Raw genomic sequence first — 24,843 nt, 5'->3', positions numbered from 1 at the left:
GATAACAGGAAGGCAAAAGATGGACGAAATAAATAACGAAAATAGTAAAGATTTGATGAGATTAATTCAAGGGAAATTTATTAGGTTAAGTAAAGGGCAAAAACTAATAGCAGAGTACATATTAAAAAATTATGACAAAGCTGCATTTATGACAGCAGCAAAGCTTGGAATTTCAGTAGGAGTATCTGAATCAACAGTAGTTAGATTTGCAAACGAGCTGGGATTTTCAGGTTATCCTAAGTTACAAAAGGCATTGCAAGAACTTATAAAAAATAAGCTGACTACAGTTCAAAGGCTAGAACTTAGAAATGATTATTTTTCGGATGGAGACGCTTTAAAGGGTGTTCTTAAAGCAGATATGGAAAATATAAGAGCAACTTTAGAAAAAATAAATCAAAATACATTTGAAGACGTTGTAAGAAGCATATTTGATGCAAAAAGAATTTACATCATAGGCCTTAGAAGTTCAACAGCTATTGCTGAATTTTTAGGATTTTATCTTAATATAATACTTCAAAATGTCAAAATTGTAAGCTATGGGATATCCGATGTATTCGAGCAGATGATAAATGTAGGTGATGGGGATCTAGTAATTGGAATTGGTTTTCCTAGATATGCAGCCAAGACAATAGATGTTTTAGAATTTGCTCAAGATAGGGGTGCAAAAGTAGTAGCACTTACAGATAGTTTATTATCGCCACTAGCATCAAGATCTGATTATACATTAATAGCACAAAGTAATATGGCATCTTTTGTTGATTCATTAGTTGCACCATTATCAGTAATTAATGCATTGATAATAGCTGTTGGAATGAGAGAAAAAGAAAATATTTCAGACATATTCGGAAATTTAGAACAAATATGGCAAACATATAATGTTTATTCATACAATAATAGAAATGTATCTGATGATTAAACATATATAAAGATAATATAAGTGGTGAGCTGTTCTCGGAAAAATACGAGAACAGCTCACTTTTATAAAATAATCATGTATTATAGTGCTTATTTGTCAGTGGAAGATTATTATTGCTTTATACAATGGAACTCACTAAAGTAAGAATATAAAAAGTTGAAATTTTAAGGAGATAGATTTATGAGTATGTTAGTGAATATGCCTAGAAATGTTGAATATATTATTGACACATTAATCGAAAGTGGATCTGAAGCATTTATCGTGGGCGGTTGTGTTCGTGATATTATTTTAAATAAAGAGCCCAAAGATTGGGATATAACAACTAAAGCTAGACCTGAAGAAGTAATAAGATTATTTGATAAAGTTATTTTAACGGGGTTAAAGCATGGAACTGTAACGGTTGTCCTTGATAGAGAAAATTATGAGGTGACGACCTACAGAACTGACGGAGAATACGAGGATAACAGACATCCAAAGGAAGTAGAGTTTGTAGATTCATTGAAGGAAGATTTAGCAAGGAGAGATTTTACAATAAACGCTATGGCATACAACTATAAAGTGGGATTAATAGATTATTTTGAAGGGGCTAAAGATTTAAAGAATAAAATTATCAAAACAGTAGGTGAACCAGAAAAAAGGTTTAATGAAGATTCTTTAAGAATGCTAAGGGCAGTTAGATTTTCAGCCCAACTTGATTTTAACATTAGTGAAAATGTTCTGTGTTCAATAAAAAAGCTTAAAAATAATATAAAAAATATATCACGAGAAAGAATAAGAGATGAATTCAATAAAATATTACTTTATAACCCAAGAAAAATAGATATTTTAAGAGAATGTGAACTTTTAGAATTCATTATTCCTGAGTTCAAAGGAACTTATAATTTCAATCAAAATAATCCATATCATATACATGATCTTTATAGTCATACTCTATTGTCTATTGAGTCAATAGAGCCGAGTCTATATTTAAGATTAACTATGGCTTTACATGATTTGGGAAAGGTTATTTCTAAAAGCATTGATAAAAAAGGTATTTCACATTATTATGGTCATGGAAAAGAATCAGTGAGATTATCAAAAGAAATACTTAAATCATTAAAATATGATAATAATTCAATAGAAAAAATATTAACACTTATACAGTACCATGATTGTACTTTGAAGAGTAAATTATCAGTAAAAAGAATGTTAAATAAGATTGGTGAGGAACTTTTAAGAGATCTCATAAAAGTTCAAAGAGCAGATATATTAGCTCAAAATCCCGATTATAGATGGGAAAGGCTAGAGAATTTAGCTGAAGTTGAAGAAAAATTAAATCTAATAATAGCTCAAAAAGAATGTTTTAATCTAAAGGATTTGAAGATCAATGGGGGAGATTTAATAAGTTTAGGATTTGTTAAAGGCCAAGAAATAGGAGAGACATTGCAAAAATTATTAGAGATAGTTATAGAATATCCAGAATTAAATAATCAGCAAGATCTTTTTGAAATAGCAAAAAAGATTAAAGATGAATAATAGATAATAAATAGTAAGAACGGCCAAGTGGTATAGAATTTGTTTTTTTAGTGGATTATTATGTAAAATGAAGAAGGTACAATAATTGTTTGGTGATAAAAAACAAATTTACCTTCTTTATTCATTTTTTGTTTTTTTATTAAGCATATTAATATAATGTATAAAAAGTTAGTAGACTAGATTTCAACCTTTACATATTATGTAAAAGACAGTATAATCAATTGTGTAAATACATGGTAAAATAAAAAAATATACTATAATTTAAAAAAATGGATTATATATGAAAATATTACTGATTCAATACTTTTCATTTAAGTGAAAATGTTGTACAATAAGTATAATTGCGCCATCAGTAAATTATGTGGAAATTATTAAATGCAATGTTTAATAAGAGTATATTTACTGTAACAATAAAGGGAGAGAAAAGATAATGGATAATGTTATTAACTACATGGAAATATGGGTAAGGGAATATATGGAGGTTTTGATTGAAAAAATCGATGGTTGTCAATGTGATAAATGTAAAAGAGATATTTACACATTAGCTTTAAATAATCTTAAGCCATACTATGTTGCTACACCTTTAGGTAAAATAATGGCTAAGCTAGAAAGTACTAAACAACAAGTAGAAACGGATATTATAGTACAAGTTACTAAAGCGATTAATAAAGTTAGTATCAACCCTAATCATGATAGATAACAAACCCAAATAGGTATATTTAATTAAGATAGTAATTAGTCATATGAAGAAATTGTAAGTGTAATTTCTTCATAGGGAAATGATACAGTAAACTATCTTAATTAATAAAATCCCTTACCAATTACCACTTGAACCGCCGCCACCTGAAGAACCACCGCCGAACCCACCAAATCCACCTCCTCCAGACGAACCGCCTCTTGGACCATTACCTCTAAAAAAACTACTCCAAAACATAAAATGTAATAGTGAATAAGATATTCTTCCTTTATTAAAAATAATATCTAAAAGAAATAAACTAATTAATATGCCTCCAAAAATTTTCCACATTGTATTATTAACTACTGTAGTTGAATTTGGTAAAGATATATTTAACGACTTATCTAGAGTGACATTATATTCTTTAGCAATATAATCGCAAAAAGTACTATAAGAATTAAGAAGACCTTCTCCAAATTGATTTTTAACAAAGTATGGTTTGGCGAGTGATTCCATAACTCTATTACTGAGAACATCAGGTATTGCTCCCTCAAGTCCACGCCCCACTTCTACTCGCCATGCTTTATCATTTAATGATAAAAGAATAAGTAACCCGTTATCTTTACCTTTCTGCCCAATTCCCCAGTTTCTAAAAAGATTAAGAGAATAATCTTCAATGGGAATTTTATTTGTAGAATTTACTATTACTACAACAACTTGTGCTCCTGTTTTGTCTTCTAATTCTTTTCCGATAGAAATTATAGAATTCAACTCCGATTGACTAATTACTTTACAATAATCATTTACATATTTTAATGTTGTAGGAGAAGGAATGTTAGTTTCAGCTTTTACTTCATAACAAAAAAATGATGTTATTAAAAGAAGAAAACATATAAAACAATATATACGTTTATTTTTGAACGTCTCTATCATTTAGTGAAATCCACTGAAGGAACGTCTTTTGCACCTTCACTTGCTTTATAAAGTGGTTTTTCTTGAAACCCAAATATTGATGAAATTATATTAATAGGGAATTTTCTTCTTTTAGTATTGTAATTTGTTACAGCTGTATTATAATCTTGCCTCGCAATAGCAATTCTATTTTCTGTTCCCTCTAACTGAACTGATAAATCTCTAAAATTTTGATTTGACTTTAATTCGGGATAATTTTCAACTATAGCTAATAATCTTGAGAGAGAGCCAGAAAGTTGAGTATCAGCAGTAGCTTGCTCTTGTACATTTGTAGCGCCTGCAAGTTTACTTCTAGCATTTGCTATGTCTGTAAATATAGTTTTTTCTTGAGCAGCATAACCCTTAACAGTATTAACTAAATTGGGAATTAAATCAGATCTTCTTTGTAATTGTGTATCGATATTTGAAGCAGCAGAATTTGTTGTTTGCTCTAAAGATACTAATTGATTATATCCACTAACAGGAATACCAATAATAATTAAGATTCCAATTACAATAATTGCAATTTTCATACCTTTATTCATAAATAAACCTCCTTTTGATACTATTTTTATTATGTGCAAAAATAGATTTTATATTATTTTATTTAAACATAGTTTTTCAAAATAAATTTGTTTATAATATTATTTACATAGTAAATTAATAAGTTATAGAAGGAGTAATAATATGTATACAGCAGATTATTTTGTTAAAAACTTAAATATGACTGCTCATCCAGAAGGGGGTTATTACAAGGAGGTTTATGCATCTGATGAAAACATTCCTGTAAGAGGAACAACCTCTGAATCTACAGAAATTAGAAGGCTGTGGACGAGCATATATTTTTTATTAAGAGACGGTGAGGTTTCAAATTTTCATAGATTAAAATCAGATGAAATGTGGTATTACCATTCTGGTTCACCATTAACAATCTATATGATTAATCCAGAAGGGGAGCTCATTATAGAACAGCTTGGCTTAAATATTGAAAAAGGTGAGAAACCTCAAGTATTGGTGCCAAAAAACTATATATTTGGTTCCGCAATGAATAATAAAGGATATGCTTTAGTAGGATGTATGGTTTCGCCTGGATTTGAATTTAAAGATTTTGAATTGTTTGAAAAAATATACTTGTTGGAAAAATATCCCCAATATAAAGAATTAATTTTAAAGCTTACAAAATAATTATTGATTATTTTACATGCGTTGATTGAAAAAATAGTAAAATAGAAGAAAATTAAAAATAGGTGATTAATATGATATATACACTAAAAAATGATATACTCGTTGAAGAATCAATTGATAACATCAGCCAAAACGGTGAAAGGTATTTTATTTGTAAAATAACATTTGCTCAACTTTCACAATATGCAGAAAAATTATCTATAAATGAAAAAATACTTTTTGAATGTTTAAATGGCAAAACGTCAAAGTTTGAAAGTTATGAAGGCTTTGATTATATCTCAATAAAGATTCCAAATGTAAAAGATGTTTTAAAGCCATCTAAAAAAGTCTGTATTTTTTTTACAAAAAGTATTCTTGTATTTATAGGCGATAATTTTCACATTATTGATGATATCATCTCAAGGGCTAAAAGTGGGGAAGTGAAATTTACAAGTCTTAGTAAGATATTATATTACTTTTTCGATAAACTTACATTTGAGGATACAGCTTGGATTGAAAAGATTGAATATGAAATTGCAGAACTTGAGGAGGGATTAATAACTTCTAAAAAAGACAATTATTTAAACAAAATAATTATTCTAAGGAAGAAGCTTTTGAAATTAAAAAGATATTATGAGCGGCTCATAAATATTGCAGAATCAATTGAAGAAAATGATAACGGATTAATTGAAAAAAAGATAATAAAATATTTCAGAATGTTTACTAATAGAACGAATCGTCTATATCAAGGAGTAAATAATTTAAGGGATTATGTTACACAAGTTAGAGAAGCATATCAAGCTCAAGTGGATATAAATCAAAATAACTTAATGAAATTATTTACTGTTGTTACAACAATATTCTTACCACTTACTCTTATAGTAGGCTGGTATGGAATGAATTTTAATATGCCTGAATATAGTTGGAGCTATAGTTACCCAGTTGTTATATTCGTAAGTATTTGTATAGTTGTTTTATGTATTCTTTGGTTCAAAAAAAATAAATGGTTTTAATTCATTATATGAATTATCTAATTAAAATATAGATTTCAGATATTGATTACGAATGTGGTTTTCAAGTTGTATCAGAAGAAATTAGTAAATTGGCTGAAAAATCAGAAGTTACATAATTATTTGAAATAAGAATGTATATTTTAAACTGAAAAGGTACCTAAAAGTAAACTTTAATAGTTAGCTTTTAGGTACTTTTTCAATTTATAATATAAAAAATGATGCTGCAATTATTAAATATACAGCAAGGAGCTGCACTCCTTCCAGCCAATTGGATTCTCCATCATTAGATACTCTGTTAGCTATTAACACTGCGACTATCAATGCAATTAATTCAAATTCATTAAATATAATGCTCATTGGAGTAAAGAGTAAACTTAAAAATACTAAAACTGGGGCAACAAATAGTATAATTTGTAAACTTGATCCAATAGCTATCTCGATAGCAACATCCATCTTATTTTTCATTGCCATTACAACAGATGTACTATGTTCGGCAGCATTTCCTATGATTGGTATTAAGATTATACCCACAAAAAATTCACTAAGTCCAAAGCTTTCAGTAATAGATTCTATGCCGCTTACTAAAAACTCACTTTCTATTGCTATTAATACTGTTGCGGCAACTAATACTAATATAGCTTTTCTCAATGTCCATTTTGCCGTAGCACCTTCATCTTCGTGATCGACTGAATAGATATCTTTATGAGTAAAGAAAGAAAAGATTAAGCTTAATATGTATATTACAAACATTATTATAGCAACAATAATGCTTAATCCTTCATATTTTGTGTTTAGAAGTGAGGAATCAACAGTATGTGTAAATAATGCAGGCACACACAAGCCAACTACGGCAAATAAAAGCATGCTAGAAGAAACTTCCACAACTTTTTTGTTAAAAGTCTGGGTTTTATGTTTTAAGCCACCTGCAAGCATGCTTGCTCCAAGAACTAAAAGAATATTTCCTATCACTGAACCAGCTATGGAAGATTTAACAACTTCAAATAGGCCTTCCTTAAGAGCAAAAAAAGATATTATTAATTCTGTAGCATTTCCGAAAGTACCATTTAAAAAGCCTCCTATTTTAGGGCCAGAATAAAATGAAATTTCTTCTGTTGCCTCTCCCATGAGTCCTGCTAAAGGAATTATCGACAATGCTGCAAGTATAAACATAATTGATGGAGACACATGCATAAATTCTGCAATAATGCTTATTGGAATAAAAATAAGCATATACTTTAATGGTTTCATAAAATAATTATCCTCCTTAATTTACTGTGTACTTAATTCTATAACTTAATTATGAATTTTAAAAAAGTTGAAATCAAATATTAATATGCGCTTAACCAATAATTTGGCGATATATAATATTATAATTTATAAAACTTAATTATGCTATATTTTGCTAGTTATTTCAATAAATAATAACTGAATTATAATTTTTTTTCAAACTATTTTTAGAATTTAAATTATATGGTATATTATTAATAAGAAAATATTGTATAATAAAATAATAAATTGCTTATTATTTATTACGCTTAATTTAAAGATTAGGTTTGAACTGATTAGGAATTTTAAAATTAATAATAACTAAGGAGGTACTAGAATGGCAGTAAAAATGTTGCATACGTGTATAAGAGTTAAAAATTTAGAGGAATCTTTAAAATTCTATAGAGATGCTTTGGGACTTATAGAAACTAGAAGAAAAGATTTTCCTGAACATAAATTCACTCTTGTCTATTTATCAAATGAAATTGGTGGATATGAAATTGAGCTTACTTATAATTATGGAGTGGAGAAGTATGATATTGGAAATGGATTTAGTCATACTGCAATAGGTATTGAAAACTTAGAAGAAATGAGAGAAAAACATATTGAAATGGGATATGAAGTTACTCCACTAAAGGGCTTGCCAGGAGAAAAACCGGGATATTACTTTGTAACTGACCCAGATGGATATATGGTAGAAGTAATAAGAAAATAGTAAGTATTTTATTGAGTAAATAGTACTATATAATATAAGTTGAGTTTATAAGTTAGTTAAGAGTTAGAGAGATTGTTTTGTTTTAAAGCAATCTCTTTTGAAATTTACAGAATATGAGGCGGATGTATCGTTGTAGAAGTGCTTGTGATATAATTTATTCATAGATTAAAGTAAAGAGGTATAGTTATGGAGAAAAGGAAAAACACATATATATTTGTTGGGGTTGGCATAGTGGTTATTCCGTTTATTTTAAGCGTAATAGCATTTTTCATATATAATAACAAACATAAACCCGAAAATAGATTAATTGAATATGTCAACTTAATTAATGCTAAAGATTATGAAAAAATGTATGAATTAACAGATGCTGAGACCAAACAAAAGTTATCAAAAGACGACTTTGTTACAAGAAATAAAAACATTTATGAAGGGATTAAAGCAGGTAATTTAAAAGTAACAATTAAAAATATTGAGAAGAATGGAAGTCAGGCTACTGTTACTTATGATACAAGTATGGATACAATATGTGGTGAGTTTGAATTTATGAATAGTATAACTATGATAAAGGATCTTGGAAAAGATTATTTTATAAATTGGAATTCAAAAACGATTTTCCCGGATCTAACTGATAATGATAAGATTAGAGTAAAAACAATAAAAGCTAAAAGAGGGGATATTTTAGACCGAAATGGTGTAAAGCTTGCAACTGATTCTGTTGCATCTAATGTTGGGATTGTTCCAGGAAATTTAGGGTCTGATAAGGATAAGTCAATAAATGATATTGCTAAGTTGTTAGAAACATCAGTAGATTATATAAACAGCCAATTGAATGCATCTTATGTAAAGCCAGATATGTTTGTACCTATAAAGACTATACCAGCAGGTGATGCAAGAATTCCAAGTTTACTTAAGATTTCCGGTGTTAAAATTAATGATAAGGATGCAAGAATATACCCATTTGACGAACAAGCCGCACATTTGACGGGATATATCCAACAAATAAATGCTGATGATTTAGATAAGCATAAAGATGAAGAATATAATGAAAATTCTATGATTGGAAAGTCTGGCCTAGAAAAAACTTTTGAAGATACACTTAGAGGAATTGATGGGGTAGAAATATACATTCAAAATAAAGAAGGAGAAAAAAAGAAGTCCCTATTAACTAAGGAAGTTAAAGATGGTTCTGATTTAAAATTAACAATTGATAGTAATATGCAAAGTATATTATATAATGAACTTTCAAAGGAAAAAGGAGCATCAGTTGCTATGAATCCTAGCACAGGGGAAGTATTAGCATTGGTAAGTACTCCATCATATAATCCTAATGATTTTATTTTGGGTATATCTAACGATAAATGGAATAGCTTGAATAATGATCCTAATAAGCCTTTATATAATAGATTTCAAGCAATTTCGGTGCCGGGTTCATCATTTAAACCAATTACTGCTGCTATAGGAGTTGATACTAAGAAAATTGATCCAAATGCTAATAAAAATATTACAGGTCTTTCGTGGAAAAAGAATAGTAGCTGGGGAAATTATTCTGTTACAAGAGTAAGTGATTATGGAGGACCTTCAAATCTTTCAAATGCACTTGTTTATTCAGATAATATATATTTTGCACAAGCAGCATTAGACATAGGTAAAGATACATTTAAAGAGAAATTAAATAATTTTGGATTTTCTGATAAAATACCTTTTGAATATCCTTTATTTAATTCACAATTCTCAAGTGATGGGAATTTTAAGACAGAAATACAGCTTGCAGACAGCGGATACGGACAAGCTGAAGTTTTAATAAATCCAGTACACCTGGCATCAATATATACAATGTTTCAAAATAACGGTAATATTCTGACTCCATATCTTGTTTATAAGGATACTCCAGAAAGTGAAATATGGAAGGAAAGTGCTGTATCAAAAGATTCAGCAGATACTGTATTGCAAGATTTAGTTCAAGTTGTAGAAAATCCGAGGGGTACAGGGCATCAAGCATATACAGCAGGTTTAACTATAGCTGGTAAAACCGGTACTGCTGAAATAAAGACTTCACAAACTGATAAAAACGGAACTGAACTTGGTTGGTTTGTAGGTATGACAACAAATAAAGCACCTAATAATTTGTTAGTTGTAATGATGGTTGAAGATGTAAAGGATAAGGGAGGAAGTCATTATGTAGTCCCTAAAGTTAAGAAAGCATTAGAAACTGTAAAATAATATAATATTTATCTATGAAAATTTTGGGGAAATTAGTTCTAAAAATTATATAGATTATTATTAAGAGGTTGAATTCATTTTTTATCCTAATACTTTTAATAAGATAAAAAATGGATTAACCTCTTTTATATTTTTTAATGCATTTTTGAGATGAAATTACGTATAAAATTAAAATTCACGTTCGAAAATACTAACTTTCTCATGATTTTTAAAATCATCAACAGAGTGAATATCAAGTTTTTCAAGCACTTGGTCAAGTAATCTGCTATGAATAGGTACTTTTATTGCCGAGTTATAAGCAAAGTCATTAGCAGCTTCTCTTCCTTGTTCTGGTGGAATGAGTGCTTTTGGACCGCCAACACATCCGCCAACGCAGCCCATACCTTCTAAGAAATTCGCATCTATATTTCTTTTTAAAGCATTATCTAAGAGTTCCTTACATTCTTTAACGCCTGAAGCATATGCAGATTTAAAGTGTTGGGATTTTTCGGGGTAGAGCTCCTCAATAGTATCAGCAACTGCAGTTGAAACACCACCACTTCGAGCATACAATCTTCCACCTCTTGAAGCATATTCAATTGAAGGAACGCCTTCAAGTTTACTTGGTTCAATATCCAAAGCTCTTAATACATCATCAAGTTCTTGGAAAGTTAATACAAAATCTACAGCGTCATTTAAATCTTTTTCCTTAGCTTCTGCTTTTTTAGCAATACATGGACCTATAAAAACAACTTTAGCATTTTCATTTAGTCTTTTAATCATTCTTGCAGCAGCAACCATTGGTGAGACAGACGGAGATAACTCTGGAACGAGCTCTTTATATACCTTTTTTAACATTCCTATCCATATAGGGCAGCAACAAGAGGTGATAAAAAAATCGTCTGGTCCACTAACGTGTTTATCAAATTCTACTGCTTCTTTAATTGTTAAAGCATCAGCAGCAAAGGCAACTTCTACCATGTCAGTAAAACCAATTTTAATAAGTGCAGATCTTATTTGATCCATTGTCACCTCATCTCCAAATTGTCCTGTTATTGCAGGAGCCACAGCCGCAAAAACATGTTCATTATTTTTTATTAAATCTAAAACGGGTAGGAAATAAACCTTATCTAAAATTAACCCTTCTTTACAAGAGTCTACACATTTTCCACATTGTAAACAGCGATCATTATCTATGTAAGCATTCTTTACTTTTTTATCGTATATTATAGAATCAAAAGGACATGCTGCTTGACAACTGTATTTTCCATTTTCATCTTTAATACAAGATTCAGGGCATCCTTTAATTTTATCAAGCAATCTTGTCTCAACAGTATAATCAGTTATTGCTTTCTTTAAATTATATACATAATTATTATCAAACTCTAAATCAACTCCACATAAAGACTTAATGATGTTAAAGGTTTCTTGAGGTGATTTTTTATGACATACCATAATGCGTTTAAGAGTTTCGTCAAAATTGCCGTTATAGTATGATTTAACCAATTCATCAAATAAATCACTATATTTATTATTCATAAGATACCTCCATTGTATAAATTATAGTATTTATATATTATTATATATACAAAAGCAAATATAATACTCAAATTAAAAACTGCAAATAATAATTTCTTTGAGAGGTTGATAATAGAAATTTATAGAGTCTGCAAATCGAAATAAAATAGTTAATTAAACTATTAAATTAATTAGGAAACTTAATTATATTAACTTACATCATAGAGAAATAATAAATTAAATAAAAATAAATTAATATTATTAAAAATAATAAGGAAATCACTAATTTATGTAGAAATAAAACGAAAAATAGAATATAATTATGCAATAGATGTAAACGTATAGATTTATAAGTTTATTCCAATCAAGGAGATGATAAAATGTTTATATATATATTAAATTTATTAAACGATGGTTTGAAGAAAATAAAAGAAAGTAATTGTGAACGTTCAACTAGCGCAATTATAAATGATACAAAATATATTTCTCAATTAGCTTGTATAAAAAAAGGGTTAGATTTTGTAGAAGTAAATGCTAGGATTGCTGAGGTTATTCAAATTTTAAGTAAATATAATTTGACTGGTGGAGAGAAGTTAGATATTTTAGGTAAGCTTGTAAAAAATAAAAGTAATAATTGGATTTTTGAAAAACTAAATAGTAAAATGAGTTTAGAAGAAAATTCAGAATTTAATTTATATACATTAATTAATAATGTGACACCATTTGAAAATCGCGCTGATAATATTTTTAATATAGGAATAGAGGAGAATGCTGTTGATAATAATCGATGTTTACCTTCATATCTTAATGACTTTAGAGCTGGAGCTAACTTAAAGTTAATAAATAAAAAATATAACAATCCTAAAGAGAATAAGAATTCAACTGACATGTATTCTAGGATAGTAAGCTCTAATAGAGGACAAGAAAAACTATATGATTTAACTAAAAGAATCAGACAAGCCAGATATGAGAAAGATAAAGAAACTAGGATAATTAGTGATAGATATTATGAAGGTTTTATCACAGATTCTGAAGGGAGTTTAATCAAAATAACAATTTAAAAAGGAGCAACTAAAAATAGATGCTCCTTTTATATATAATGAAATTATGCTTGATTCACTGAACCGAATAATTCCATTTTTTCTTTAACTGTAGCTTTAATAGCTTCGAATCCAGGATTTAATAACTTTCTTGGATCAAATCCTTTTCCTTCTAAATCTTTTCCAGCTTCAATATATTTTCTTGTAGCTTCTTGGAATGATAATTGACATTCAGTGTTAACGTTGATTTTAGCTACTCCAAGAGATATAGCTTCCTTAATCATATCTTCAGGAATTCCAGTACCACCATGTAATACTAATGGCATAGAAGTTCCAACAGCTTCTTCTATTTTAGCTAATGCATCAAAATCTAATCCAGCCCAGTTTGCAGGGTATTTACCGTGAATGTTTCCAATTCCAGCAGCTAACATTGTAACTCCTAAATCAGCAATTTGCTTACATTCATTTGCATCAGCAACTTCACCTTTACCGATGATTCCGTCTTCTTCTCCACCGATTGAACCAACTTCTGCTTCTAAAGAAAGACCTTTTTCATTAGCTACAGCAACTAATTCTCTAGTCTTTTCAATATTTTCAGCTATTGGATAGTGAGATCCATCAAACATGATTGATGAGAATCCAGCTTCAATACATTTATAACATTCGTCATAAGTACCATGATCTAAGTGTAATGCTACTGGAACAGTAATTTTTAATTCTTCAATCATAGCATTAACCATAGCTGATACAGTCTTAAATCCAGTCATGTACTTTCCAGCACCTGCAGATACACCTAATATAACTGGTGAATTGTTTTCTTGTGCAGTTAATAATACAGCTTTAGTCCATTCTAAGTTGTTGATGTTGAATTGACCAACCGCGTATTTTCCTTCTCTAGCTTTGTTTAACATTTCTTTAGCTGATGTTAACATTTTACGACCTCCGTATACTTGTATATTTATTATAAAAACTATAATATCTCAAGAAAACCTATTATTACATTTTTCATACTAAGTTTCCTTTTTCAATTTAATTATACTCTAAAATTTACTATATGAAAACATAAAATTGAAAATTATGCTCTTATTGTGTAAATTAATAAGTATTGTTTACAATAACAATATGAAAATAATCAGCCATATGATTATAAGAATAGTATTCTCAATATTATTAATATTTATGACAATAAACAATTTAAATATATTTTTACGAAAATGAGCATTAATCTGGCTTGATATATGTTTTATAATTATAATTATTACGAATTTATTTATTTAAAGGATTAAGTTATCATTGCTACATAATAAATCTGTAAGATAAATTGAATCATTTAATTATTTGGTATATTACGGAGATTAAAAAACAATGATTACTTTGAAAAAAATCTAATATAAAAAATATTGACACTATAATATATTCGTGATAAAATAAAAATTTTACAAAAAGTAATTTGTATGTTATAATGTGTATTAGGGAAGTAATTAAGGAGGTCATTATTTGTTTAATATAGGAGATGTAATTGTCTATCCAAGTCAAGGGGTAGGAGTAATTGATATTATTGAAGAAAAAGAGTTTAAAGGTGAAAAACAAAACTATTATACAATACAATTGAATAATAGTTCTATGAAATTAACTTTGCCATTTTGCAGGATAGAATCATCAAACATGAGGTTAATTAGTGATTCTAAAACTTTAGATAGTAGCCTTAAGAATATTTATAAATATACAGTTGAACCAGGTTTGCTTTCAAAAGTTAATTTTAAAGAAAGAAAAATTATTAACGACTCGAAATTAAAATCTGGAACATTAGAAAATTATCTTGAAATCATATGTAATCTAACTCAACTAAAAATGGAACATAATTTGAATTCAAGTGAAAAACAGATGCTAGTTAATGCAAAAAAAATAGTAATAGAAGAGATATCTCAATCAAAGAAGGTAACTAATGATGAAGCAACTACTCTTTTGGATGTTTCAATGGGATTTTATAATTAGATTTAGAATAAAAAGAAAAGGCTTGTTATTTTCTTGAAATTTGTTATAATAAAATATGTAGTTAAAATTTAAGAAGGTTTTTTATAGATATGTAAACTTCTCCTTTTTGAGAATTATATGAATCAATATATTAATCTTTAATAAAAAGGAGGAACTTAATATGACAGAAAAAACTTTAGTGTGCAGAGATTGTGGAAATGAATTTGTTTTCACAGTTGGAGAACAAGAATTTTACCAAGAAAAAGGATTCACAAATGAACCTACAAGATGTATAGCTTGTAGAAGAATAAAAAAAGAACAAAACAACAGAAGATAGTATTGTTTGGATTTAATGAGTTATAAGATTTTCTTATAGCTCTTTTTATTTGTAATAGAAAGAATGTATTTGTAGAAAAAATTTACACATTTAGAATATTAATAATTATTTGAAATTTTTTGATAGTAAGTATATCATATGAAATATGTAGTTAAATTATGAAATAAAACTAATAAGAATTTAGGAGGAAGTTAGTTATGATTTGTGAGAACATAAATATTAACAGAAATTATTCAAGTATTAATAAGAATTTTGAGAAGGCTTTTGAGTATTTAAGAGGGCAAAATTTAAAGGAGCTAGCCGTAGGAAAATATGAAATAGAAGGAGAAAAAATATTTGCGATGATTCAAGAATATACTACGGAAAGGGAAGAACAGAAGAATTGGGAATCTCATGAAAAATATATTGATATTCAATTAATAGTTGATGGACAAGAAGTAATGGGTTTTGCACCTGTAAGTTGCCTTGAGATTAAAGAAGATTTTAGAATGGATAAAGATTTGATTTTTTACAATGAAACTACAAATGGCGCAAATATAAAATTTAAGAGTGGTGATTATGCTATCTTCTTTCCGGAAGATGGTCATAAGCCTGGATGTGCATTAAATGAATGCTCAAAAGTTAAAAAAGTAGTAGTTAAAGTTGCTTGCGAATAAGCTTTAACAAACAATTTTTATATATCTAAGATCGGGTGTTGTGTTCACGTGTGCGCTACACCCGATTTTAGATGCTTTTTAATTTTAAATTATAGTCTAAATATGCTTAATAATTTATATTTCATGACCTCATCATCGTTTAAAATATATGTCAAATTAATTTATTTGGAATTTATAATATCAGTATTATTATGAAAAGTTTACGTATCAAGAATACTAAATTATAAAGAAAAATTTATAAAATGTAATGTTTAATTAAAATTTAAATATACATTAAATAGGGGCAGTGTATTAAACTATAATGATTTTGATTTTATGAATAAATTTTATATAGGAAGTGATAAAATGATAAGGCCAAAACCATTAAAAAAAGGAGATAAAATAGGCTTACTAGCTCCCTCGGGACCTGTAAAACAAGAAAGAATTGAACGAGCAATTAAAGCTATGGAAGATTTAGGACTTAAAGTAGTTTTAGGAGAGAGCTGTAGAAGTTATCATGGATTTCTTGCTGGAGATGATGAGTTACGAGCAAATGATATAAATCTCATGTTTCATGACAAAAATATAAATGGTATCTTTGCTATAAGAGGTGGCTATGGTGCAGCGAGATTATTAGACCTGTTAGACTATGATATGATAAAGAAAAATCCTAAGGTATTTGCTGGATACAGTGATGTGACAGCACTGCACAATGTATTAAATGAGAAATGTAAATTAATAACTTTCCATACTCCAATGGCATCAACAGAATTTTATAAGGGGATAGATGACTACACACTAGATTACTTTAAGAAAAATATATTTTCAGATGAACCTTTAGGTGCGATTGATAATCCTAATGGACAAGAACTTAAAAGTTTGGTATGTGGTAAAGCAAAAGGAAAATTAATTGGAGGAAATCTTTCTTTAGTCGTTTCATCTATGGGAACGCCATATGAATTGGATATAAAAGGAAGAATATTATTTTTAGAAGAGGTTGATGAATCGCCGTATAAAATAGATCGAATGCTTCTGCAGTTGAAACAATGTGGAAAGTTTAAAGATGCAGAAGGAATTATTTTAGGAGCTTGGACAAATTGCGAAGCAAAGGAAGGAGAAAATAGCTTAGATTTAATAGAAGTATTCGAAGAGCTAATAAAACCGGAAAATAAGCCAACAATTTATAATTTAGCTTGTGGTCATTGTATGCCTACTCTAAGTCTTCCAATGGGATCAAAAGTGAAAATCAATGGGGATAAGTGTAAAATAACTGTACTTTAATACATTATACCGTAGGCCAAGTACTCTAGTGTTAAGACAATTAAAATAATATGAGGTGAGTAGATGATGAAATATGCAGTAGTCAATAAAACCATTGGAGTATTAAAAAGTGAACCAAAGGATAATTCTGAAAATGTTGATGAAGTATTATTTGGAATGAATGTTGAGATAATAAAAGAATCACTGAATAACTGGGTTTATATAAAAACACTCTATAAATATGAAGGTTACATTAATAAAGAAGCATTAATGATAAGTGATAAAATATCGAAACAATGGGAAAAAGAAAAGAATGTAGTAGTAATAAATTCCTTTGCAGATGTACTTAATAAACCAGAGGCATCTGGATACCAACTAGCAAATTTAACACGGGGAGCTAATTTAATTTCAACTAACCATATAAGTGAAAATCAAAAATTTGTAAAAGTGATATTACCTAATTCTAAAATAGGGTGGATAAGAAAAAATTTTATTTCGGATTTGAAAAAAACTTACACTATAGATGGGGAAGAGGTTTTAAGAGAAAATTTAGTTAAATCTGCGTTAAGCTATTTAGGAACTCAATATAGATGGGGAGGAAAAACCCCTTTAGGGATTGATTGTTCGGGCCTTTGTTCTATGGCATATATGTTAAATGGGATATTAATTTATAGAGATGCTAAGATTAAAGAAGGTTTTCCAATTAAAGAAATTACTTGTGAAAAATTAAAAAAAGGTGATTTGATATTTTTTCCTGGACATGTTGCTATGTATTTAGAAAAAGGAAATTTTGTTCATTCATCAACAAGTAATGATATAGTCAAAGTAAATAGTTTTAACAAATATTCTGATAATTATAGTGACGATTTAAAGAAAAGCCCTAAAATTTATGGAAGCATATTTTAATAATGTCTTTGTATAATCGAGATTTTTCATGAAATAATAGTTTCAAGTATGCTTGATTCAGCAAAAGAAGGTGTAGGTATGTATCTTAATGCTACATTAACAAGTGCACCTCAGAGTTAAGAGCAATATACTCATCCTCCTTAGGACAAATAGTTGAATGGCATGTGGCTTTAACGAATTGAATGTAAAAAAAGGATGAATAAGGCTTATAATACACCTAAGAACTTATTCTGAATCATAAAAAGTAATTGATGAAGGTATGTAAATGCTAATAGATATATAAGAAAGGAGTGTTTTGAATTTTGTAACACTCTTTTCTTATGTAGTCCTATATATGAATAATATATAATATGACTAAGTCACAAAAGGTTAGTGGTATTGGTTTAAAAATATTAATATGAGAAATAAAAAGTTAAAGTAAGGTTTTAGTATGAATTATGGGAGGTATAAAAAATATTTTACGTTCATATAAATGTAATTATTTCATGGAGGGTACACAATGAAAATCAGTGATATAAGAGATAATAATATAAAAACTTTATATGATAACTACTCAATACTAAAACGAATAAATGAAAAAAATAATAATGTAATAAGTAAAAATGCAATTTTTAAAACTATTTATGCAGATGAATATGTAAAGTCAGAAGAAGGGCTATGTACTGGAATTTTGTTCGTATTAAAAGGTTCTATTAAAATAGAAAAAATAAATCAAAATGGTGATGAAACAAACTTATATAACTTAAAACAAGGTGAATTTTGTCATGCCGCTCTATACTGCATATCAAATTTTGAGTCATTAAATATAATAGGAAAAGCAATTCAAGATTCAGAGATTTGCGTTATTCCAATAGATGTCATGAGATATTATGTTATAAAAGATGTTGAATTTTTATCATATATATATGAAGATTTATATAATAAATTTAAGAAAGTCATTGAAAATAAAGAGGAAATAGTTCATGAATCGTTGGAAACAAGACTTATAAAATTATTAAGTAACAAAAAAAATAATATAGTATATGCAACTCATAGTGAATTAGCTTTTGAAATTGACTCTGTAAGAGAAGTTGTAAGCAGGAAATTAAAACAAATTGAGAAAAAAGGATATATAAAATTAGAACGAGGTAAAATAATTATAATTAAGGATTTAAATGATCTTATTGAATAAGGATATTTAATATTTCTATTATAAACAGTTAGGAAGTTAAATAGCAACGATATTTATTGATAAAAATAAACAAGATATTAAAGAGAAATGAGCAAATAAATCTATGGAAAAAATAGGAAAATGAATTATAATATAATTATTATGTTTGTAAATATGAATTCATTAACCGAGGGGGAAGAATTTTGCTCGAAAATAGAATCCTTGAACTAATTGAGAATGAAGATAAAAGAAATCCATTGACAGATAGTGATATAGCTAGATTAGTAAATACAACTAGAGAATATATAACTCAATTTAGGACTGAAAAAAATATAAATAATTCTCGCCAAAGAAAAGAATCTATATTATACAGTGATATAAAAAAAATAGTAATTGAAGATAAAGATATTTCAGACAGGCAATTATGCAAAAAATTATCTCTTCTTGGATATGATATTTCTAGATATTCTGTGACTCAGATAAAAAAGAATATAATTGCAGAAATATTTCAACAGAATCTGGATGGAGTAGAGAGAGTGGCGGAGAATTTACCGGAAAGCTCAACTGAAGTTAAATGTTTGGTAAACGAAAACATACAAGAAATAAGTGATCAAGCAATTGTAGATACAATTAACCAAGAAAATAAAGAAAAGAATAATTGTTTAAGAAAAATTATAGGATATCATGGTTCATTAAAAAATGCTATTAGTCAAGCAGAAGCAGCGGTCTTATATCCACCTCATGGACTACACACTCTTTTACTTGGGCCATCAGGTGTTGGAAAAAGTTTTTTTGCAGAAGCCATGTTTAACTTTGCAATCAATTCTTCCAACTTTGAAAAAAATGCACCATTTATACTATTTAACTGTGCTGATTATGTAGATAATCCACAATTACTCCTTTCTCAACTATTTGGTTATAGTAAAGGTTCTTTCACTGGTGCTAATACAGACAAAGTTGGTTTAGTTGAGAAAGCAAATAATGGAATATTATTTTTGGATGAAGTGCATAGATTGCCAAGCGAAGGACAGGAAATATTATTCTATTTGCTGGATAAGGGAAAGTATAGAAGGCTTGGTGAAACTGAAAATAGCAGAACAGCTAATGTAATGATAATTGCAGCAACTACAGAAGATCCTAAATCATCCTTGTTATTAACATTTAGAAGAAGAATACCAATGATAATTGAGCTTCCTTCCATTAATAACAGGCCTATTAATGAAAAATATGTACTAGTCAAAAGCTTTTTTTCACAAGAATCAGCAAGAGTCGGAAAAGAAATTACCGTGCGCTATGAGGTTATTAGATCCTTATTATTATACAATTGTCCAGGAAACATAGGGCAATTAAGAAGTGATATACAAGTTGCGTGTGCAAGAGGTTTTTGTAATTCATTAAGCAATAATTCAAATGAAGTAGTTATTAATATAAAGAATTTACCTAAGCACGTTCCATTAGGGATATTAAGCGTTGAGGATAGAGAACTAGTGTCTGAAGAAATTTTTAATGAAGATTTAGTTGCGAGTCCTAATGATGTTGTTACTCAAAAATCAAAAGATGATAGATATATGTTACCTGATGGAATATATAGTAATATAGAGGAGAAGTATTATAAACTCGAAAAGCAAGGACTCAGTAAAGATGAAATTAACAAAATATTATGGAGTAAGGTGGAATCAAATTTAAGTAAATTTGCAAAAAATATAGAAGCAAATATATTTTTTCCTAAGGAAGAATTAAAAAATATAATAGATGAAAAGATATTAAATGTGGTTGAAAAAGTAACTAATATTGCAAAACAATATATAGAAAATATCCAGGAAAATTTTTATTATTGTGTAGCAATGCACTTAAATTCAACCTTTGATAGATTAAAACAGGGCAGGATAATAAAGAATCCTGAGTCTGACTATATTAAAAAGGAATATTATAACGAATATAGAATTGCAAAAATATTAACTAAAGAGATAAATAAAAGTTTAGATATTGAACTTCCAGAAGATGAAATAGGCTTTATTGCCATGTACTTAAAAACGTTTTCGGAGGTGGATAAAAATGTACGCAGAGTGGCAGTTATTGTATTAAGTCATGGACATGTTGCTTGTGGTATGGCCGATGTAGCAAATAAGCTGTTAGGTACAAATCTTGCCATAGGAATAGAAATGTCACTTGATGAAAGTCCTCAAATTTTGCTTGAAAGAACTATAGAGGCTGTAAAGAAAGTCCATGAAGGCAAAGGATGCTTATTATTAGTGGATATGGGGTCATTAGTTACCTTTGGAGAAATCATAACTAAAGAAACAGGAATTCCAACAATGGTTATTGGAAGGGTAGATACGGTAATGGTATTGGAAGCTGTTAGAAGATCTTTAATTGAAAATAGCAATCTGTATGAAATTTCTAAGGCACTTGATGGGGACAAGGCCTATGTTGGAAAAGTACAAGGTGTAAAGAACTATATTAAAACTATAATTACAGTATGTATAACTGGAGAAGGCACGGCTTTAAAAATAAAAAAATATCTTGAAGATGTATTGGGGAGTTTAAATAAAAATTTAAATATTATACCAATCGGAATCATGAATAGAAAGAATGCTCAGGATGAGATAATTAAAATTACTAGAGAAAATAATATAGCCGCAATTGTTGGAACCATTGATCCGGAATTAGATAATATTCCATTTATATCTTTTCAAGATATTCTAAAAGAGTCAGGTAAATCAAGACTAAAAGATTTACTTGGAATAGAAAAGAGTATCAATCCTTTAATTAATGTAATTGATGAAGAATTCATACAAATTAGGGATAATGTATCTGTAAAAAGTGATCTAATAGATGAAATGTGTAACATGCTCATTACAAAAGAAAGGGTTAAAGAAAATTTTACAATAAGTGTATATAAAAGAGAAATGATGGGTGGAACCTTGTTTGAAGGAACTTTCGGTATACCTCATGGTTTTTCAGAGTTTGTGGAGAAATCATCATTGGTTATTTTTAAACTTAATAATCCAATCTTATGGGATTATAATTGTAAAGTTGATGTTGTTATTATGCTTGCGCTAAAAGAGAGCGATGGAAAAATAGTAAAACAATTATTTGATACCTTATCAAGGAGTGAAGTAGCTGATAGAATAAGGCATGCAAATTCAGCTAAAGAAATTTCAGACATATTACTTAAAATGTAGCATTTATTTAAATAACAAGGTAGAAAATAAAAAAATCTACCTTGTTTTTTATATTTAAAATAACATATTACTTTTTCAACATAGTTTTGGCATGACAATTGCTTAATAAATATATGAGAATGTAATCATGGATGAAAACGTATAAAAGACTTATAAAAAAGGAGGAAGTTAAATGACTAGAAGTATTAGAGAATTTTTAAGAAGAGATTTAGTAGTAAGCAACCTTGAGGCTAAATCAGCAGAGGATGTCTTTAAGAAGATGTCTCCCATATTGTTTGAAGCAGGATTTGTAGAAAATTCCTTTTTTAATGGATTAGTAGATAGAGAAAATAAATTTCCAACAGGTTTATTACTTGGAAAATACAATGTTGCAATACCTCATACAGATGCTGTTCATGTTAAAAAGCCAGCTATAGCTATTGCAACACTAAAAGATCCTGTTGAATTTAATTGTATGGATGGAAATGGAAGTGTGGCTGTTAATATAGTATTTACCATGGCCTTAAATGAACCTCACAGCCAGATAGTAATGTTACAGCAATTAATGTTTTTAATCCAGAATGAAAGTATTCTAGAAAATATGCTTCAAGCAAAAAATAGTGACAAGGTATATGATATCGTTTCAAGCTTTAATTATAATTGCGAATAAGTAATGAGCAATTATTTAAATTATAGAATTATATTTTAAGGAGGTAAAAAAATGGACAAACAAAAACTAATATTAGTAGCTTGTGGGACAGGAATTGCAACTTCAACAGTTGTATGTAAAAAGGTGGAGGATCTAATTAAAACTAATGGCATTAATGCGAGAATTATACAATGTAAGATTTCAGAAGTATCTGGTTATGAAGATCAGGCAGATCTTTTAGTAACAACTACAATTTCATCACGAAATTATAAATTTCCTGTAATAAACGCTATGAACTATCTAACTAATATTAATCCAGGCAAAGTCGACCAAGGAATAATTGAAGCTTTAAAGTAAAAAAATAGGCCACTTTAAAGGTGGACCTATATAAAAAATTAAATTAATTGAACTACACACTATTATAACACATAAAAATATATATTTGAAGCTTAGGATAGCAACATGTTAATTAAGAATTTATTAAAATAAATAGAAATTGATAATATAGGGGGAAAAAAGAATGTTATTAGAGGTAGTACAATACATTTTGAACTTAGGACCAACCGTTATGCTTCCATTAACAATTACTATTATCGGTATAATATTTGGACAAGGATTTAAAAAGGCATTTAGATCAGGTATGACAATTGGTATAGGCTTTGTTGGTATAAATTTAGTTGTTGGACTTCTTACAACTAACCTTGGAGGAGCAGCACAACAAATGGTTACTAGATATGGATTACAGCTAAGTATAATAGACGTAGGCTGGCCAGCAGCGGCAGCAATTAGCTGGGCATCTCCTATAGCAGCGATTATGATTCCGATAGCTATGTTGGTAAACTTTGTAATGCTCGCTACAAAGACAACAAATGTAGTTGATATTGATATATGGAATTATTGGCACTTTACTGCAGCAGGTGCAAGCGTATATGTATTAACTAATGGCAACTGGTTACTTGCTATTTTAGCTGGTATTTTATACGAAATTGCTGTTATTAAAATTGCTGATAAAACAGCTCCAATGGTTCAAGAATTCTTTGGACTTGATGGTGTATCATTACCAACTGGTTCAACCGCAGCTTGTGGTCTTATAGGTATTCCTGTTGTTAATATTGTTAAAAAGATTCCAGGTATTAAAAATCTAAAGGCAGACCCAGAAACAATTCAAAAGAGATTTGGTGTTTTTGGAGAACCTATGATGATGGGACTTATTCTTGGTGTTGTACTTGGAATTCTTGCTGGATATGGTGTAGATAAAACTCTACAAATAGGTATTTCTATGGCTGGTGTTATGTTCTTAATGCCTAGAATGGTTAGAATACTTATGGAAGGTTTAATCCCTGTTTCGGAATCGGTTAGAGAATTTTTACAAAAGAAAGACTTTGGTAAAGATAGAAATCTTACAATTGGATTAGATGCTGCAGTAGCAGTTGGACATCCAGCAGTTATTGCAACAGCACTTGTATTAGTTCCTATCACACTATTTTTAGCAGTAATACTACCAGGAAATCAAGTTTTGCCTTTTGGAGATTTAGCTACTATATGTTTCTATGTTGCGTTTATAGTTGGTGCAGCAAAAGGCAATATAGTTCACTCAGTTATAGCAGGTACAATTGTTATGGGGTTAGGATTACTAATGGCAACAAATATTGCCGGATTCCATACTCAAATGGCACAAATGGCTCAGTTTACAATGCCAGCAGGAACATCAACTATTTCAAGCTTAGATATGGGTGGTAATTTCTTAAACTGGATTGTTATTAAGATATTCCAATTATTTACTGGTACTTTGTAA

The 24,843-nt window shown here is 28.7% G+C and carries 23 protein-coding genes; 18 read left to right on the top strand and 5 right to left on the bottom strand.

The genetic code is table 11. From position 1 onward, the window contains the following. Positions 1-19 precede the first annotated feature (19 nt). The 3 genes from D2A34_RS15100 (at position 20) to D2A34_RS15090 (ending at position 3,131) form a co-directional block, all read left to right on the top strand. Entirely contained in the window at positions 20-916 is an 897-nt protein-coding gene (locus tag D2A34_RS15100; protein ID WP_079441557.1) for a MurR/RpiR family transcriptional regulator, read from the top strand. Positions 917-1,096: 180 nt separating this feature from the next. Continuing rightward, entirely contained in the window at positions 1,097-2,431 is a 1,335-nt protein-coding gene (locus D2A34_RS15095; RefSeq protein ID WP_119367184.1) for a CCA tRNA nucleotidyltransferase, read from the top strand. A gap of 430 nt (positions 2,432-2,861) precedes the next feature. Continuing rightward, positions 2,862-3,131: a late competence development ComFB family protein gene (locus tag D2A34_RS15090; RefSeq protein WP_079441555.1), complete on the top strand. Its 270-nt coding sequence runs from the start codon at positions 2,862-2,864 to the stop codon at positions 3,129-3,131. A gap of 114 nt (positions 3,132-3,245) precedes the next feature. Here the strand turns inward: D2A34_RS15090 and D2A34_RS15085 are convergent, their stop codons facing one another. Both D2A34_RS15085 and D2A34_RS15080 read right to left on the bottom strand, forming a co-directional pair. Further along, entirely contained in the window at positions 3,246-4,040 is a 795-nt protein-coding gene (locus D2A34_RS15085; protein WP_119367183.1) for a TPM domain-containing protein, read from the bottom strand. After that, entirely contained in the window at positions 4,037-4,603 is a 567-nt protein-coding gene (locus tag D2A34_RS15080) for a LemA family protein (protein WP_079441553.1), read from the bottom strand. The genes D2A34_RS15085 and D2A34_RS15080 overlap by 4 nt, the downstream gene beginning before the upstream one ends. 142 nt (positions 4,604-4,745) lie before the next feature. On the opposite strand from D2A34_RS15080, the gene D2A34_RS15075 reads away from it, so the two are divergent. Both D2A34_RS15075 and D2A34_RS15070 read left to right on the top strand, forming a co-directional pair. Then, on the top strand, positions 4,746-5,243 hold the full coding sequence (locus D2A34_RS15075) for a cupin domain-containing protein (RefSeq protein ID WP_079441552.1): 498 nt from the start codon (positions 4,746-4,748) through the stop codon (positions 5,241-5,243). 71 nt (positions 5,244-5,314) lie between these two features. Further along, a complete protein-coding gene (locus D2A34_RS15070) occupies positions 5,315-6,235 on the top strand; it encodes a magnesium transporter CorA family protein (protein WP_119367182.1) in 921 nt (306 codons plus the stop codon). Positions 6,236-6,436: 201 nt separating this feature from the next. On the opposite strand, the gene cax is transcribed toward D2A34_RS15070, so the two are convergent. Beyond that, positions 6,437-7,483, bottom strand: coding sequence for a calcium/proton exchanger (gene cax / locus D2A34_RS15065; RefSeq protein WP_079441550.1), 1,047 nt, complete (start codon positions 7,481-7,483; stop codon positions 6,437-6,439). A 355-nt stretch (positions 7,484-7,838) separates the two neighbouring features. Between cax and gloA the strand changes: the two genes are divergently transcribed. Then, positions 7,839-8,216 carry a lactoylglutathione lyase gene (gene gloA, locus D2A34_RS15060; RefSeq protein ID WP_079441549.1) on the top strand — a complete coding sequence of 126 codons (378 nt, stop codon included), beginning with the start codon at positions 7,839-7,841 and terminating at the stop codon, positions 8,214-8,216. Positions 8,217-8,402: 186 nt separating this feature from the next. Further along, positions 8,403-10,436 (top strand): penicillin-binding transpeptidase domain-containing protein, encoded by a 2,034-nt coding sequence (locus tag D2A34_RS15055; protein WP_119367181.1) that lies wholly within the window; start codon positions 8,403-8,405, stop codon positions 10,434-10,436. A gap of 168 nt (positions 10,437-10,604) precedes the next feature. Here the strand turns inward: D2A34_RS15055 and D2A34_RS15050 are convergent, their stop codons facing one another. Continuing rightward, entirely contained in the window at positions 10,605-11,954 is a 1,350-nt protein-coding gene (locus D2A34_RS15050) for a [Fe-Fe] hydrogenase large subunit C-terminal domain-containing protein (RefSeq protein ID WP_079441547.1), read from the bottom strand. 359 nt (positions 11,955-12,313) lie between these two features. Here D2A34_RS15050 and D2A34_RS15045 point away from each other — a divergent pair, with 359 nt between their 5' ends. Next, a complete protein-coding gene (locus D2A34_RS15045) occupies positions 12,314-12,994 on the top strand; it encodes a hypothetical protein (protein WP_119367180.1) in 681 nt (226 codons plus the stop codon). 44 nt (positions 12,995-13,038) lie between these two features. Here D2A34_RS15045 and fba read toward each other — a convergent pair whose 3' ends face one another. Next, positions 13,039-13,905, bottom strand: a complete 867-nt coding sequence (fba, locus tag D2A34_RS15040; protein WP_079441545.1) for a class II fructose-1,6-bisphosphate aldolase — start codon at positions 13,903-13,905, stop codon at positions 13,039-13,041. Positions 13,906-14,470: 565 nt separating this feature from the next. On the opposite strand from fba, the gene D2A34_RS15035 reads away from it, so the two are divergent. The 10 genes from D2A34_RS15035 to D2A34_RS14985 all read left to right on the top strand — a co-directional run bounded on the left by D2A34_RS15035 (position 14,471) and on the right by D2A34_RS14985 (position 24,843). Further along, positions 14,471-14,968, top strand: a complete 498-nt coding sequence (locus D2A34_RS15035; protein WP_079441757.1) for a CarD family transcriptional regulator — start codon at positions 14,471-14,473, stop codon at positions 14,966-14,968. Between the two features lie 160 nt (positions 14,969-15,128). Beyond that, the gene (locus D2A34_RS15030) at positions 15,129-15,284 is read left to right on the top strand and encodes a zinc-ribbon domain-containing protein (RefSeq protein WP_079441758.1); all 156 of its coding nucleotides are present in this window, start codon (positions 15,129-15,131) and stop codon (positions 15,282-15,284) included. 197 nt (positions 15,285-15,481) lie between these two features. After that, positions 15,482-15,940 (top strand): NanQ anomerase/TabA/YiaL family protein, encoded by a 459-nt coding sequence (locus tag D2A34_RS15025; protein WP_079441759.1) that lies wholly within the window; start codon positions 15,482-15,484, stop codon positions 15,938-15,940. Positions 15,941-16,285: 345 nt separating this feature from the next. After that, positions 16,286-17,200: a S66 peptidase family protein gene (locus D2A34_RS15020; protein ID WP_119367179.1), complete on the top strand. Its 915-nt coding sequence runs from the start codon at positions 16,286-16,288 to the stop codon at positions 17,198-17,200. A 63-nt stretch (positions 17,201-17,263) separates the two neighbouring features. Further along, positions 17,264-18,085: a C40 family peptidase gene (locus tag D2A34_RS15015; RefSeq protein WP_242966168.1), complete on the top strand. Its 822-nt coding sequence runs from the start codon at positions 17,264-17,266 to the stop codon at positions 18,083-18,085. A gap of 499 nt (positions 18,086-18,584) precedes the next feature. Further along, positions 18,585-19,256 (top strand): Crp/Fnr family transcriptional regulator, encoded by a 672-nt coding sequence (locus tag D2A34_RS15005; protein WP_119367178.1) that lies wholly within the window; start codon positions 18,585-18,587, stop codon positions 19,254-19,256. Between the two features lie 182 nt (positions 19,257-19,438). Beyond that, complete coding sequence (locus D2A34_RS15000) at positions 19,439-22,420, top strand: sigma 54-interacting transcriptional regulator (protein WP_119367177.1); 2,982 nt, start codon at positions 19,439-19,441, stop codon at positions 22,418-22,420. 172 nt (positions 22,421-22,592) lie between these two features. After that, complete coding sequence (locus D2A34_RS14995; protein WP_079441763.1) at positions 22,593-23,069, top strand: PTS sugar transporter subunit IIA; 477 nt, start codon at positions 22,593-22,595, stop codon at positions 23,067-23,069. Positions 23,070-23,120: 51 nt separating this feature from the next. Beyond that, a complete protein-coding gene (locus D2A34_RS14990; RefSeq protein WP_119367176.1) occupies positions 23,121-23,405 on the top strand; it encodes a PTS sugar transporter subunit IIB in 285 nt (94 codons plus the stop codon). 163 nt (positions 23,406-23,568) lie between these two features. Further along, entirely contained in the window at positions 23,569-24,843 is a 1,275-nt protein-coding gene (locus tag D2A34_RS14985; RefSeq protein ID WP_079441765.1) for a PTS galactitol transporter subunit IIC, read from the top strand.

The sequence above is a fragment of the Clostridium chromiireducens genome (genome assembly GCF_003575225.1).
Taxonomy (GTDB): domain Bacteria; phylum Bacillota; class Clostridia; order Clostridiales; family Clostridiaceae; genus Clostridium; species Clostridium chromiireducens.
Note: the sequence above shows the minus strand (reverse complement) of the source record. Positions and strands in the feature narration are given on the sequence as shown.

Coding starts and splice junctions, on each gene's coding strand:
- D2A34_RS14990 (WP_119367176.1), top strand. CDS start 23,121: ATGGACAAACAAAAACTAATATTAGTAGCTTGTGGGACAGGAATTGCA.
- fba (WP_079441545.1), bottom strand. CDS start 13,905: ATGTTAACATCAGCTAAAGAAATGTTAAACAAAGCTAGAGAAGGAAAA.
- D2A34_RS15100 (WP_079441557.1), top strand. CDS start 20: ATGGACGAAATAAATAACGAAAATAGTAAAGATTTGATGAGATTAATT.
- D2A34_RS14995 (WP_079441763.1), top strand. CDS start 22,593: ATGACTAGAAGTATTAGAGAATTTTTAAGAAGAGATTTAGTAGTAAGC.
- D2A34_RS15055 (WP_119367181.1), top strand. CDS start 8,403: ATGGAGAAAAGGAAAAACACATATATATTTGTTGGGGTTGGCATAGTG.
- D2A34_RS15070 (WP_119367182.1), top strand. CDS start 5,315: ATGATATATACACTAAAAAATGATATACTCGTTGAAGAATCAATTGAT.
- D2A34_RS15030 (WP_079441758.1), top strand. CDS start 15,129: ATGACAGAAAAAACTTTAGTGTGCAGAGATTGTGGAAATGAATTTGTT.
- cax (WP_079441550.1), bottom strand. CDS start 7,483: ATGAAACCATTAAAGTATATGCTTATTTTTATTCCAATAAGCATTATT.
- D2A34_RS15015 (WP_242966168.1), top strand. CDS start 17,264: ATGATGAAATATGCAGTAGTCAATAAAACCATTGGAGTATTAAAAAGT.
- D2A34_RS14985 (WP_079441765.1), top strand. CDS start 23,569: ATGTTATTAGAGGTAGTACAATACATTTTGAACTTAGGACCAACCGTT.
- D2A34_RS15045 (WP_119367180.1), top strand. CDS start 12,314: ATGTTTATATATATATTAAATTTATTAAACGATGGTTTGAAGAAAATA.
- D2A34_RS15075 (WP_079441552.1), top strand. CDS start 4,746: ATGTATACAGCAGATTATTTTGTTAAAAACTTAAATATGACTGCTCAT.
- D2A34_RS15080 (WP_079441553.1), bottom strand. CDS start 4,603: ATGAATAAAGGTATGAAAATTGCAATTATTGTAATTGGAATCTTAATT.
- D2A34_RS15095 (WP_119367184.1), top strand. CDS start 1,097: ATGAGTATGTTAGTGAATATGCCTAGAAATGTTGAATATATTATTGAC.
- D2A34_RS15090 (WP_079441555.1), top strand. CDS start 2,862: ATGGATAATGTTATTAACTACATGGAAATATGGGTAAGGGAATATATG.
- D2A34_RS15085 (WP_119367183.1), bottom strand. CDS start 4,040: ATGATAGAGACGTTCAAAAATAAACGTATATATTGTTTTATATGTTTT.
- D2A34_RS15025 (WP_079441759.1), top strand. CDS start 15,482: ATGATTTGTGAGAACATAAATATTAACAGAAATTATTCAAGTATTAAT.
- gloA (WP_079441549.1), top strand. CDS start 7,839: ATGGCAGTAAAAATGTTGCATACGTGTATAAGAGTTAAAAATTTAGAG.
- D2A34_RS15020 (WP_119367179.1), top strand. CDS start 16,286: ATGATAAGGCCAAAACCATTAAAAAAAGGAGATAAAATAGGCTTACTA.
- D2A34_RS15050 (WP_079441547.1), bottom strand. CDS start 11,954: ATGAATAATAAATATAGTGATTTATTTGATGAATTGGTTAAATCATAC.
- D2A34_RS15005 (WP_119367178.1), top strand. CDS start 18,585: ATGAAAATCAGTGATATAAGAGATAATAATATAAAAACTTTATATGAT.